General features: G+C 64.4%; 11 protein-coding genes. 7 read left to right on the plus strand and 4 right to left on the minus strand.

The genetic code is table 11. The annotated features are described in order from the left end of the window. Positions 1-82: 82 nt before the first annotated feature. On the minus strand, positions 83-1,477 hold the full coding sequence (locus RND64_RS21040; RefSeq protein ID WP_049700481.1) for a carotenoid oxygenase family protein: 1,395 nt from the start codon (positions 1,475-1,477) through the stop codon (positions 83-85). 237 nt (positions 1,478-1,714) lie between these two features. Between RND64_RS21040 and RND64_RS21045 the strand changes: the two genes are divergently transcribed. Next, entirely contained in the window at positions 1,715-2,395 is a 681-nt protein-coding gene (locus RND64_RS21045) for a YoaK family protein (RefSeq protein ID WP_049700409.1), read from the plus strand. A gap of 30 nt (positions 2,396-2,425) precedes the next feature. Here RND64_RS21045 and RND64_RS21050 read toward each other — a convergent pair whose 3' ends face one another. Together RND64_RS21050 and RND64_RS21055 are read right to left on the minus strand one after the other, a co-directional pair. Next, positions 2,426-3,091 (minus strand): phosphoribosyltransferase, encoded by a 666-nt coding sequence (locus RND64_RS21050; protein WP_049700408.1) that lies wholly within the window; start codon positions 3,089-3,091, stop codon positions 2,426-2,428. Between the two features lie 16 nt (positions 3,092-3,107). Beyond that, positions 3,108-3,569: a nuclear transport factor 2 family protein gene (locus tag RND64_RS21055; protein WP_049700407.1), complete on the minus strand. Its 462-nt coding sequence runs from the start codon at positions 3,567-3,569 to the stop codon at positions 3,108-3,110. 100 nt (positions 3,570-3,669) lie between these two features. On the opposite strand from RND64_RS21055, the gene RND64_RS21060 reads away from it, so the two are divergent. After that, the gene (locus tag RND64_RS21060; protein ID WP_049700406.1) at positions 3,670-4,635 is read left to right on the plus strand and encodes an ABC transporter substrate-binding protein; all 966 of its coding nucleotides are present in this window, start codon (positions 3,670-3,672) and stop codon (positions 4,633-4,635) included. Positions 4,636-4,759: 124 nt separating this feature from the next. On the opposite strand, the gene RND64_RS21065 is transcribed toward RND64_RS21060, so the two are convergent. Beyond that, positions 4,760-5,641, minus strand: coding sequence for an SCO6745 family protein (locus RND64_RS21065; RefSeq protein ID WP_049700405.1), 882 nt, complete (start codon positions 5,639-5,641; stop codon positions 4,760-4,762). A gap of 161 nt (positions 5,642-5,802) precedes the next feature. Here RND64_RS21065 and RND64_RS21070 point away from each other — a divergent pair, with 161 nt between their 5' ends. The 5 genes from RND64_RS21070 to RND64_RS21090 all read left to right on the plus strand — a co-directional run bounded on the left by RND64_RS21070 (position 5,803) and on the right by RND64_RS21090 (position 13,245). After that, positions 5,803-7,428: a DUF222 domain-containing protein gene (locus tag RND64_RS21070; protein ID WP_049700404.1), complete on the plus strand. Its 1,626-nt coding sequence runs from the start codon at positions 5,803-5,805 to the stop codon at positions 7,426-7,428. An 88-nt stretch (positions 7,429-7,516) separates the two neighbouring features. Then, a complete protein-coding gene (locus RND64_RS21075; RefSeq protein WP_290722851.1) occupies positions 7,517-8,224 on the plus strand; it encodes a TetR/AcrR family transcriptional regulator in 708 nt (235 codons plus the stop codon). Next, positions 8,221-9,501, plus strand: a complete 1,281-nt coding sequence (locus tag RND64_RS21080) for an MFS transporter (protein WP_049700403.1) — start codon at positions 8,221-8,223, stop codon at positions 9,499-9,501. Before RND64_RS21075 ends, RND64_RS21080 begins: the two co-directional genes overlap by 4 nt. A 110-nt stretch (positions 9,502-9,611) precedes the next feature. After that, entirely contained in the window at positions 9,612-11,732 is a 2,121-nt protein-coding gene (locus RND64_RS21085; protein WP_235434437.1) for a neutral/alkaline ceramidase, read from the plus strand. A 115-nt stretch (positions 11,733-11,847) separates the two neighbouring features. Then, a complete protein-coding gene (locus RND64_RS21090) occupies positions 11,848-13,245 on the plus strand; it encodes an amidohydrolase family protein (RefSeq protein WP_268760687.1) in 1,398 nt (465 codons plus the stop codon). Positions 13,246-13,281: the final 36 nt, after the last annotated feature.

Below are 13,281 nucleotides of genomic sequence, written 5' to 3' on the forward strand. Positions count from 1 at the left end.
GGGGACAGCTAATCGAGGTCCAAGGTCGCAGTGGTTGCGAACATGCCGCAGATCGCACTTTGCCCGCCGACCGGCACGATGCTCACCCAGCCAGCCACGCCCCATGCAGGCCCGCCGGTACGCGCTGCGGCAGGTCGATCGTCGCGATCGCACCGGACGCCGGATCGTCGGCCGAAAGCAGATAGAACCGCGAGCTCATGTCTGCGGGGTCGGTGCCGATCGCGCCCCAGAAATCGCCCTCGGCGCCGGGGATGAAGATCGGCTCGCCGATGGCAACGCCGGGGGTCCAGCAGGTTTCGGTATCCGCGACCAGGTCGTGGAACCACAGACTGTCCTGATCGCCAACGTCACCGGGCCCCTTGGCCACGGTGGCGACACGGCGATGATCACGGGTCAGCAGTCGGTCGTCGACACGTGGGAACTCCATGTTGGTGTCTCTTCTGCTGAGGGCGGTTCGCGAAAGGCGGCCATCCGGGGACACCACGGCCCGATTCAAGGTCGACGACGACGGGTTCGGCTCCGTCGCGAAACCGCCGGGATAGCTCCACTCCACGTAGTCGACGGTCACCGAGCCGTCGGGGTTGTCGAAGGCGTTGGCGAAGTGCCACACCCAGAACGGGTCGGTCGTGATCCAACGCACCGCACCACCGTCGCGGGGAATCAGCGCAATGCGAGTGCCATCATCCGGACGCCACGACAGCAACGAGCCACCGGTCATCGCCGCTTCCAGGTCAAAGATCAAGGGGCACAGGAACAATACGATGTAAGTGCTCGTGAGAGCCATGTCATGAATCATCACCGCGTCGGTGAGACCGTCGACGGGCGTCGGCTCCACCTTCGTGGTGCCATCGGCGTTGATCACCGACCACGTGAGGTATGGAACCTCAAGCGTGTAGTTGAACAACACGAGCTCGCCGGTCGACGGGTCCAGCTTCGGATGAGCGGTGCTACCCACCCGCATCGCGCCGGAACAGTCGGTGCGCCCCAGTGTCGCAAGGTCTTTGGCGTTGAGCAGATACGGCTGATCGGCCTCGGCCATCGCCATCAGCTTGCCGGCATGCGAGACGATGTTGATGTCCGGGAGCTCGCGGACGGTCCCGGCAAGCTTGTCTCCCACTTCCTCCGCCGGTGGCGTGTACCCGTCGGTGATACCCGACCAGATCGCTTGTCCGGCAGCCTCTTCCGCTACCACCATGGGTGTGCGGACGAAGCGATTCATGTACGACGCCCGCCCGTTCTCGATGCTGACGCGGTGCACCATGGCATCGCCGTCGAGGGGGTACACGTAGGACCCGATCGGATCGAACCGCGGGTTGGGTCCATTGCGCAGGTAGCTGCCGGTCAGCGATTCGGGCAGTTCGCCTGTCACCGGCAGGTCGGCGACGTCGACCTCGGTTCGCTGCGGCGCAAAGATCCCGGCGAGATGATTGTGGTGGGTGAGTTCCACAGGCGTTGGTCGGGTCGGTGTGGCGGTCATGGTGTCCACTCTCTGTCGAGCCACCTACAGGATAAGTCGCGAGTCCACTCGCCGAGCGTCATACGCGACTTCTCCCGCCACTGTCTGGCGGTGCCGATTCACACAATGACGTTCACTGCCATCACCGATAATGGCCAGCGCGGCTAATGTGTCACCACACACGGTCACCACACACGTCCCTGTGCGAGGTTTCGGTGACCCGCCACGAGTACGCAAGACATTTGGAAGGTTTCGGCGATGGCAGCAACACGGGCGTTCCTTCCGCCGACTCGGGGCGAAGTCGGACTCATCAGTGCCGTGCTGATGACCGTCGTCGGCGGGTACGTCGACGCCTTCCTCTATCTGCGACACCAGGTGTTCGGATTCGCACAGACCGGCAACGTCGTGTTCTTGGCGGTCGGGTTGGTCAAGGGTGACGAATGGGCGAAGTTCGCCTGGCCGTTGCTGGCCTACCTTGCGGGTCTCGTTGCCGCCCAAGTGCTTCGCACACTGGTCCCGACGCTCCCGGCGCGCGCGCTCGGCTCGGTGCTCGTCTTCCAACTCGTCGTCTTCACCGTGCTGGCATGTCTGCCGTCGAGCGCTCCTGCCGCACTGTTCGTGATCCCCTTGTCGTTCGTGGGCGGGGTACGGCTCGAACTGTTCCGCACCGCGGGCGGAATCTCGTTCGTCAGTATCGCGACAACGGGCAACCTGATGCGGTTCGTCGCCGCGGCAGCAGACCTCGTACGCGGGAGGTCGTCGGCGCAGGTCCGCGCCGCTGTCGCCACCGCCATCGTGGTGCTCGCTTTTCTGGTTGGCGCACTGTGCGGCGCAGGCGTTGCGCAGACGATCGGCCCGGCGCTGTGGGGAGCGGTGCTTCTCGAGGCAATCGGCCTCGCCGTCTTCATTGCACAGGTGCGCACCCGGCCAGCCGCCTGACCCTGGAGCACCCCTAGCTGCAGCCCCGCATCATCGATCACGTAGACAACTCACCACGTCATCATCGGGGACCTGACCGAAATCGCGGTACGAAAACCCAACGGCACTAAAGGGTTCGGGAACGTCGACTGCCACCACCCGGTCGATGTCGGGATCGTCTGCGAATCTGCGCAGGGCATCGCGCGGAGCGGTCGGCACGGCGATCATGATCCCAGCAGCGCCCGCCGCACGAACGGCACGCGCCGCCACTGCCATCGTGGCACCCGTCGCGATCCCGTCATCGACCAGGACGACGAACCTTCCGGCAAACGAATACGGTTGCCGCTCTTGGCGATATTTCGTTTCTCGCTCGATACGCAGCGCGTCTTCGCGCATCACGATCTCATGCAATTGCCGATCCGACACCCCTAGTCGCCGCGGCACGTCGTCGGCCACGAACACCTGCCCCGCCGCGATAGCACCCATCGCGTACTCCGGCTGACCGGGAGCGCCGAGCTTGCGCACAACCAGCACGTCGAGCGGAGCGTCGAAAGCCTCTGCGACCTCACGAGCGACAGGCACACCACCTCGTGCGAGGCCGACGATCAGCGGAAGCGGTTGTTCTGCAGACGAACCCGGCAAGAGACCTCCGGTGGCCCTGATGCGCTCGGCCAATAGTTGCCCGGCATCGGCTCGATCTGCGAACAGGTACGACATAACCGGTACCCCGGACTCACGAGGAAGTGGCGAGAGTGATCGCCCGGCCAACCGTGACGGAGAAGCTCGGTACGTCCTTCAGATCGACGGTCGCCTCGTACGTCCGGTCGTAGCCCGTCGCGCAGATGCGCCAGCCGTCGTCGGTTCGGCGGTAAGTATCCGCGTAGAACGCCGCTCCGATCATCATGAAAGAGAACTCCGGCACGATGACGCGATCCTGTAGATACCACCGACCGGTAGCGGAATCGCCGGCGACGACGATCTCGGGATGATCGACGCGATGCTCGGTGATGACACCCGGTCCGACGGAGCTGCGCATGTACCCGACGAGTTCATCTCTGTCACCGAAGGATAGCTTCTCGCCGTAGTCGCCGGTGACGTCCTCGGTAAGCGTCGCGGCGAATGCATCCCAATCCTTGGTGTCGAGTGCCCGCAGGTAGCGGTACTTGAGCGCCTTCACTTGCTCGAGATCGTCCATGCCCAACGTCTACTCCGCGCGACCGGTCGGCGGGGGCGTTTGGGCACAACCGCTCGCGTCAGGCCTATCGCACAAACCGGACATAAGTTAGCTTTGCCTAATGAGATTCAAGTTCGGCCATCTCGCGGTGGTGCTCGCAGCAGTGTCACTGGTAGTCGGAGCCTGTTCGAGCGCCGATTCCGATTCCGATTCGTCATCGTCGTCGTCCGGGCCGGTGACGATCACACACCAGTACGGCACCACCGAGATCCCCAGCACGCCCAAGCGCCCTGTCACGTTGAACTGGACCTGGGCAGACTCTCTGATCAAACTCGACGTTCCGATCACCGCAGAGTTCGTTCTGGAGGGCTACTCGGGCGAGAACAACCGGTTCGAGTGGACGCCTGCGCATTCATCGACCGTCGTGCCCTACACCGCGACCCCCGATATCGCGACCCTCGCGAAGTACAAGCCGGACGTCATCCTGGCCGGCTTCCTTCCCGACAAGGCGTCGTGGGAACGCCTGCAGCAGATCGCCCCCACCATCCCCGTGCTCGAGCAGGGCACCCAGGTGGATAGCTGGGAGGACGTGACCACCACGGCAGGCGAGATCTTTGACAAGCGCACGCAAGCCGCCGATGCTGTCGCAGAGGTCAATGATCAACTGGCGCAGGTCAAGTCGACGTATCCGAAGGCCCAGGGCAAGACATTCTCGTTCGCACAGTTCACTCAGGAGAATCAGCTCGGCGTGATCACCTCCGACAGTGATGCGGCGTCGAAGCTGATGGGTCAGATGGGTCTGGTACTCGACCCGACGGTGAAGTCGTTGTCCCCCAACGGTGATCGCACTCTCGTGTCCCCTGAGCGGATCGACGTGCTCCGCTCGGACCTGCTGATTCTCTGGCCACTGGCGGGAGGACCCGAGGTCTTCGAGAAGGTTCCGGGCTTCACGTCGCTACCCGCAGTACAGCGCGGCAGCACTGTGTACCTGGACAACAACAACGCGGCAGCCTTCAGCAGCCCGTCGATCTACTCCGTGCCGTGGGCGATCAAGAAGGTCGAACCCGCTCTGGCCAAGATTCAGTGACATGCAAATTCAGTGACCTGTAAGCCAGCGACTCTGCCGCACAGACGATTCGCGTGAGCCGGTCCGTCGGCGCCGCCCGATGCGGCGCCGACGGGGATCAGGTCAGGAGAATCGGATCACCCAGCTACTTCTTCTTGGTTCCGGGAAGCACGCCCGCGTCGATCACGGCCTTCACGAACGGCCGGGAACGCTCGAGCAGTTCGTCGACATCCTCACTCGCCCAAGCCGAACCGGTGATGGCGTCTGTCTCGGCTTCGATCGCGCGGTAGAGATCGAGACCGGCCGGGGTCAACTCGTGCCCATCGTCGTCGATCCTGGTGGCAAGCCCTCGCTCTACCAGCCTGGCGACCGAAGCCTCCCACGCCTCGTCCGACCATCCGCGGGTCAACTGAGCGAGTCGTCGGCCCAGTGCTCGACGTCGAATTGTCGGGTCGGGCAGTCCTGCCTCGTGGAAGGTTGCCGCGTCGATTCCGTCGAGACCGTTCTGGACGAGGACCGCAATGTGGTTGTCTCCCCGCCACTCTCGCAGTACGGACAGCGCGTGCCAGAGCTCGAGGTGCGGAGAATCCGGCGGTGTCAGAGCCGCCCATGCCGAGGCCAGCGGCCTACCTCCCATCGGGAGACAAGATGCGATCTCTTGGTAACGCTCTGCGAGAGAAGCAAGTTCAGGTTCGACGACCCGCTCGCCCAGAATCTCGCGGAACTGGGCGTCGAGCATCTGCTCTCGACGCGCGGCAACCTTGTCGAGACCGACCTTGCGCGCGGACTCCCACGCGTTGGTGATGAGTTCGGGCGCGAAGTTGTAGAACGACGAGACGACGACCGGGGCTGCGCAATCGCCGAGTGGAGCCCCTCGCGCTCCTACGTAGAAGGCGTGCGGGTCGAGGCTCAGATCACCCTGTGCCTCAGCGAGTCCCGGGTTGAAGTAGGCGAGGACGTGGAAAGGTTCGAGTGTTTCGTACGCCAGCCTGGCGCGGGCGGCTGCGGTGTCGTCGACTGTGACCATGTGCTCCACCCTCGCGGTCGGGAAGGCGTCGAGTCAAGAATGAAGTCGACGTGGCCGACCCGGGCAGTACTCAACAAGCAAAGAGATTCTCCTTGACATGTCCGATTTGACGGGTACGTTGGAAATAGAACGTCAGTTCGACACCGGAGGCGGGGGCGGGCATGGGGACCGAGAGTTCAGACATCCACGAGGGGCACCTGGCCGGAGAGACTGCTGCGCCGAATCCTGTTGCGCTGTATGAGCAATTGCACGCATTGCTCGATCAGATCGACGACGTCGACACCAGCGGCGCAACGGAGGCCGAGGTGGCGGCCATGGCGATCGAACACGAGCGTGCGGCGCGCAGGATGATCTCGATCGGCAACAGTCGAATCATGGATGTGTCCAATCGTGCGGCGTATCGCGCTGTCGGCACACACTCGTTGTCGGACTTCATGATGGGCGCGTTGCGCCTGCACGACGCAACCAAGCGCAGGCGGCAGATCCTGGCACTCAACGAGACCTTCACGATCACCGGCGACACGATGCCCGCGCTCTACCCGCTGCTCGCCGACGCACTGCGCAGCGGCACGCTCGGTGCCGATCACCTCACCGCAGCACTCACCGTGCTGAACAAGATTCCGGAGGGCATCGATGCGGAGCAACTGACCCGCGCCGAAGCCGAAGTCGCCGAGTTCGCACAGAAGCTAGCGCCACGCCAGATTCTCGCCGCAGGCAACCGTTTACTCGCCTACCTCGACCCGGACGGCACGATCACCGACGACAATGACCGCAAGCGTCAGCGCCGACTCACCGTCGACAATCAGGACACACAGTCGATGTCACGAATCCTCGGCACCCTCGATCCCACGACCCGCGCGATGCTCGATACAGCACTCGCAGCATGGGCAGCACCCGGAATGAACAATCCCGACGACGAGGCCTCGCCCACCGGCAGCAACGAGTTCGCCGATGTGGACGCGCTCAAGGAGGCAGCGGCCCGCGACACTCGCACCCAGTCGCAACGCAACCACGACGCGCTCTCCGCGATTCTCAGGGCCGTCCTCGACGGCGGGCTGCTCGGCGCCAGCCATCGCGGACTTCCGCCACACCTCGTCGTACGCATCTCCGACACTCAGCTCCGCGAGTACGCGGGCTTCGGACAGACCACCACCGGCGCCGACATCCCGATGCCCGACCTGATCCGTTTGGCCGCACAATCGGTCATGCACCTGGCGGTGTTCTCCGAGCACACCGGTGCACCCCTCTACTTCGGCACGGCCAACCGCCTCGCGAACGAGTCACAGCGGTTCATGCTGTTCGCGAACTACGGTGGATGCTCCATGCCCGACTGCCCCCGCCCCTTCAGCCACTGCGAAATCCACCACGCCGAACAGGATTGGGCAAAGGGCGGACGCACCGACATCGACGAGCTCGCACCAGCCTGCGGACCCCACAACCGCGCGGTCGGCGACGGTCCCGGGCAGTTCACCACCGAAAAGATCCCCGACGGCACCGACCGCGGGAGATACGGTTGGCGCTCCAACCCGGACCCGGCATTCCCCGGGAAGCCTACTGCGCTGCGCACCAACAACATTCACGATCTCGACGCGATCATCGACGACAAACTCGAGCGGTGGCGAGCCGAGCTGACGCCGCCAGCCGCGGTAGCAGAATCAGCAACTCCACCGCCTGCAAATCCGCGACCCATCGACGACTACACCTACCCCGAGGACGTCGCCGACGAGATCGTGCGCATGCTGCACGACGGCACCCTGATCACCGTCGGCGAACTCGAACCCGCCTGACGGCGGCGCCGATTGCGGCGCGGTTAAATCGCAGCGCTCCTGTTGCGGATTTCGAGCGAATCCCGCACATTTGTCGACAGTTGATCGTATGGTCAACTCGCACACGACAGATGACCAGGGGGATTCGTTGCGTCGAATGACTTTCGAGGACCGGCGGCAGGCGCTGGTCGATGCCGCCGTTCGCGTCATCGCACGAGATGGGCTGGCCGCCGCGACGACCAGGGCGATCGTCGGCGAGGCAGGGATGCCTCAGGGCGCGCTCTTCTACATCTTCTCGTCCCGCGATGCGCTGATCACCGAGGTCATCACGCACATCACCGAGCAGGAGCGCCTCACCGCGGTCTTGTCTGCCGACATGGTGGCCGACGACGCGAGCCTCCACGAGGTACTCAGCGAGGCCATGCTCGGCTACCTGCGCATGCTCGAGGAAGATCCCGCGCGTGAGCTCGCGCTCCTCGAAGTGGCGACGCACGCAATCCGCCACGACCGCGCGGCCGTGAACAAGCAGTGGCAGACCTACCGCAGCGCCGTCGCCGACGCACTGAGTTATCTGGCCGAACGCATGTCGATCACGTGGGAGCTACCGCTGACGCAGGTCGCTCACCTGGTGACGTCTGCGATAGACGGTCTCACGCTGTCGTGGTTGACCGACCGGGACACCGAGGCTGCGCGTCGAAACATCGACGTACTCGCGACCGCAATCGTCACACTCGCCGCTCCGACGGCGGACCCGACATCATCACCGACCCCGGCACCGGCAACAACACCGACGTCGCCGGAAACCGACGCACGGTGACCCTCGACCACGACGCCCACCACAGTCCGACGACGCCGTGGCAACGCGTTTCGTCGAAGTGGATCGGCCTCTTCGGACTCTCCTGGCTCGGCATCTGGCTCGCGCAACTCGCACCGTTCCAGCTCACCCTTCCCAACCAGATCAACGACTGGCTGGATATCGGCACCAATGTCGACGAAAGCAATTGGAAGCAAAGCGTTCTCACGTTCGGCGTGGTATCGGGAATCTCTGCGGCCTTCGCGCTCGTGGCATTTCCCCTCACCGGTTCGCTGTCGGATCGCACGACGAGCCGATACGGACGGCGTCGACCATGGATCGTCGGCGGTACGGCGCTGTTCGCGGCGGGACTCATCGCACTTGGCTTCTCCGACAACATCATTGCGATCACCATCGGGTGGTGCGCGACGCTGACAGGCTTCAGCGCCGTGTCGGCGGCGCTAACCGCTTTGATCAGCGATCAGGTTCCGGTCTTCCAACGCGGTGTCGTGTCGAGTTGGGTGTCGGCCCCGCAAGCGATCGGTGTGATCATCGGTATCGCACTGGTGTCTGCGTTCGGACTCGGATTTCTCCCGTCGTACGCACTCTTCGCGGTCTTGCTGATCGCCTGTGTCGCACCGTTCGTGCTGTACCTGAACGATCCGCCCAACCCGCGACACGACAAGGGTCGGATCAGTATCCGGGCCGTCGTATCCGAATTGTGGATCTCGCCGCGTGAGCATCCCGATTTCGGATGGACACTACTCGGCCGCGTGTTGGTGAATCTTGGTAACGCCCTTGGCACTTCGCTGCTCTTCTTCTTCCTGAAGTTCGGTATCCACTCCACCGACGCCGACAGTGACATCTTGCTAGTGACAGCGGTCTACATGGTGTTCGTCGTCATCAGCGCACTGGTGTCGGGCAAGCTGAGCGACGTCGTCGGGAGACGAAAGCCATTCGTCCTCGCCGCAGGTGTCTCGCAGGGCGCGGCGGCGGTCTGCATCGCTGTGGTCGCCAACCTCCCCATGACGATGGTCGCGGCAGCGCTGCTCGGCGCCGGCTTCGGCGCCTTCCTCGGTGTCGACCAGGCACTGGCAACACAGGTCCTCCCCGACGCCGAGCACAACGGTCAGGACCTGGGAATCATGAACATCGCGATGGCCGTCCCGCAGGCACTCGGACCTCTGGTCGGCGCCGCGATCGTCGAAGCAACCGGCGGTTTCACCGGATTGTTCGTCGCCTCAGCGATTTTCGGAATCCTCGGCGGCGTGTCGGTTCTACTGGTGCGCAGCGTGCGTTGAGCCAACGAGACCTGGCGTCATACCCGGTCACCCGAAACATACTTCACTGACCCACAACGCATCCCATTCATCCATGCATTCGAACGTCCACATTTCACCAGGGGGTTGAGATGAGCACCAACGCATCCCGCGGAACACCGCATCACACGTCACACGACGGCGCAGCTCCGAACGGAGTGACCCGACGCGGGTTCCTCGGCGCCTCCGCGGGAGCCGTCGGAGCGGGCGTGGTCGGGATCGCCATGACAGGCGCGCTCGGAGCCGGAACGGCAACGGCCGCACCGTCGTCGGGCTACCTGGTGGGGGCGGGCAAGGGTGATCTCACAGGCGCCATCGCGGGCCAGGGAATGATGGGATACTCCGACCTCAGCCAGGTGGCCACCGGTCTGTTGCAACGCGTGTGGGCGCGCGCCTACATCATCGCCGACACCGCGTCGGGTAAGCGAATCGTCTTCGTCAACGCCGATCTTGCCTGCGTGTTCGAGTCCCACCACGTCGGCGTGATGAACGAATTGCGCCAGCGCTTCGGCAACCTCTACACCGAGGAGAACGTCAATCTCAACGCCACCCACAATCACAACTCGTGCGGCGGAACGGCCTGGGACTACGCGTATGTCCTTGCCGCACTCGGACATCGGGAGAACTCTTACCGCGCAGAGGTAGCCGGTCTCGTCGACGCAATCGTGGCGGCCCACCACTCACTGGCGCCGGGAACCCTCGAACTCGGGCATTCCGAGTTGCACGACGCCAGCGCCAACCGCTCACTGCAGGCGTTCGTCAACAATCCAACCCCCGATCGTCGACACTTTCCCGAGCACATCGATCCGCAGGTCACCTCGCTGCGAATTCGTCAGGGCGGCAACGTGATCGGCGAGATCACCTGGTTTGCCACACACGGCACGTCGCTGACCGACGCCAACACGTTGATCTCGGTCGACAACAAGGGCTACGCGTCGTACCTCGCCGAGCAGAACAACCCCGACGTCGTCGCATCGTTCCCGCAGACCAACGCCGGCGACATGACTCCGAATCTCGCTGTGCGCAAACTGCATCCGTCCGGACCGACCGAAGACCACCGCGCCAACTGCACCATCATCGGTCAGCGGCAGTTCAAAGCCGGCCAGCGGGCATTCGCCTCGGCGCGTTCGCTGTCCGGCGGACTGTCGTATGCGTACCGGTTTCTGAACCTCTCCGACATCGCGATCGACGGCGCGTACACGCCAGACGGCCGTCCCGCGCGCACGAGTCCCGCGATCATGGGTGCGGCCGCCGCGGCGACGAGCACCGAGGACAACACACGCAGCCAGCTCTCGTTTCTCAAGGAGGGCACCGTACTCCCCTTCGCGGCAGCACTCGGAGCGACGTCGAAAGTCACTCCGCCGGAATGGGTTCAGCAGGTCCAGGCGCCGAAGCTACCACTGTTCCCCCTGGGCTACATGCCGCCGCACCCGTGGATTCAGCAGGTTCTGCCGATCCAACTGATCCGCATCGGCGATCTGATACTCGCGGCAGCACCGGCCGAGTTCACCATCACCGCGGGACTGCGTGTGCGTCGGATCGTGGCGGCCGCATTCTCACTGCCTCTGGAAAACGTTCTGCTACAGGGATACTCGAACGGCTACAGCCAGTACGTCACCACTCCCGAGGAGTACCTATCTCAGCAGTACGAGGGCGGCGAAACTCTCTTCGGGCGATACACACTGTGCGCGTACATGCAGGAATTCGACAAGCTCGCACGCGAAATGGCAGCCGGGAAGTCATCGTCACGCGGCCCCAAGCCACCGGATCAGCGCGGCCCCCAACCCGATCTGCTGACCCCGGTACCCGCCGACACCCCCATCAGCGGTCGACGCTTCGGCGACGTCGTGCGTGGACCAAAGACTTCGTATCGGTCTGGTGACACCGTGTCGGTCGAGTTCTGCGGCGCGCACCCCTCGAACAAGGTGCACAGGGTGCTGCCGGGAAGCAGCGCAGCCAAGGATGGCTACTTCGTCGTCGAACGGTACGAGTCGGGTCGCTGGGTCGCGGCCGCCGACGACAACACCTGGGGCACCGAGCTCACCTGGAAGCGGCCGTCGGGCAGTTCGACGGCGTCGAGCGTGACCATCAGTTGGACGACCGGCCCGGGAGTCTCGGGGCGTCACCGCATCCGGTACTTCGGCGACGTCAAGCACACCAATGGCGCGCTGTCGTCGTTCGTCGGGACGAGTCCCGCCTTCGACGTGAAGTGATGCCGGTCCCGACAGGCCGAACCGTCGAACCTGTGGTTGTGTTGTGCGCGTGAATGCCCCCGACGTGACAAGCCCCGGCACCGCAGCGAATCCTGGCACCTCAGCACAGCGTCGTATCCATCGGGGACGCATCATGCACATCGCAGGCTCGCCGACGGTCTCGGACGCCGACTCAGCGCTCGTCGACATCCCCGATGGTGCGCTGGCCATCACCGCCGATGGGCTGATCGACTTCTGCGGCCCCTTCGACGAACTGCCCGCGCAGCCCGGCGATGTCGTCGTCGACCATGGCGGCGCCTTCCTGCTGCCGGGATTCGTCGACGCCCATGTGCACTTTCCGCAGACCTACGAGCTCGACGCGTACGGCGGCGGCCAGCTGCTGGAATGGCTGAACAACTGCATCTTTCCCGCGGAGTCGCGACTGGCCGACCCGGTGTTCGCCCGCACGATCGCGCGCGACTTCACCCGCGCCAGGATCGCCGCGGGCACCACAGCCGCGATGGTGTTCGGTTCGGCCTTCCCCGTGGCACAGGACGAACTATTCGAGGCGACACAGCGCGCCGGACTGCGCATCGTCAGCGGTCGCGGCATCCAGACCCAGGGTCCGGATTCGGCTGCCCCGCTGATGACCTCGGAGGCCGACGCGATCGCATTGACCACCGCCGAGATCGATCGGTGGCACGCGGCCGACACCGGAGACCCCGACACCGCTCGACTGCTCACCGCGATCGTGCCCCGCTTCACACTGTCGGTGACAACGCAGACCCTCGCGGCGCTCGGTGAGCTCTACGCGCAGGTGCGCGACCGCGGCGTCTACATCCACACACACCTCAACGAGAACAACCGGCCCGGCACCGGCGAGGTCGACCTGGTCAAGCAACTCTTCGACGTGGAGTGCTATCTCGACACCTACGACGGCAAGTTTCTCCCGGGTTCGGCCGTCGGCGGCGAAAGCCTGCTCGGCAGGCGCACCATTCTTGCCCACTGCGTGCACTGCACCGACGCCGAACTGGCTCGGATGGCGGAGACCGGCACGTCGATCGCGCACTGCCCGACGTCCCAGTTGTTCCTCGGCTCCGGCACCATGCCGTGGAACCGCACCGTCGATGCGGGGGTGACCATCGCGCTGGGCAGCGACTGCGGAGGTGGCGACGAGTGGCTGATCTCGAAGGTTGCCGGTGACGCCTACAAGGTGCACATCTCCGAAGCGGGCGAGGCGAGCGTTGCCATGCATCCGGCCCAGATGCTGTTCAGCGGAACCCTCGCGGGCGCACGCGCTCTCGACGCCGAATCACGCTTCGGCAACTTCGACGTCGGCAAGGAAGCCGACTTCCTGGTGATCGACCCGCAGCGATGGCCGCCGCTGGAACGGATGCTGCGCAACGGAGTTCGCGACGACGACCCGCAAAGAGCGCGCGACCAAACACTTTTCGCGCTCCTGATGGGCATGCGCGAACCGGCGATCGCCGAGGTCTACGTCGGCGGCGACAAGGTCGACTTCGGCGCGGTGTGAGCGCTACCGCAACCCGACGCAGTAGCTCGACAACTC

The organism is Gordonia sp. w5E2 (assembly GCF_036540975.1).
GTDB lineage: Bacteria > Actinomycetota > Actinomycetes > Mycobacteriales > Mycobacteriaceae > Gordonia > Gordonia jacobaea.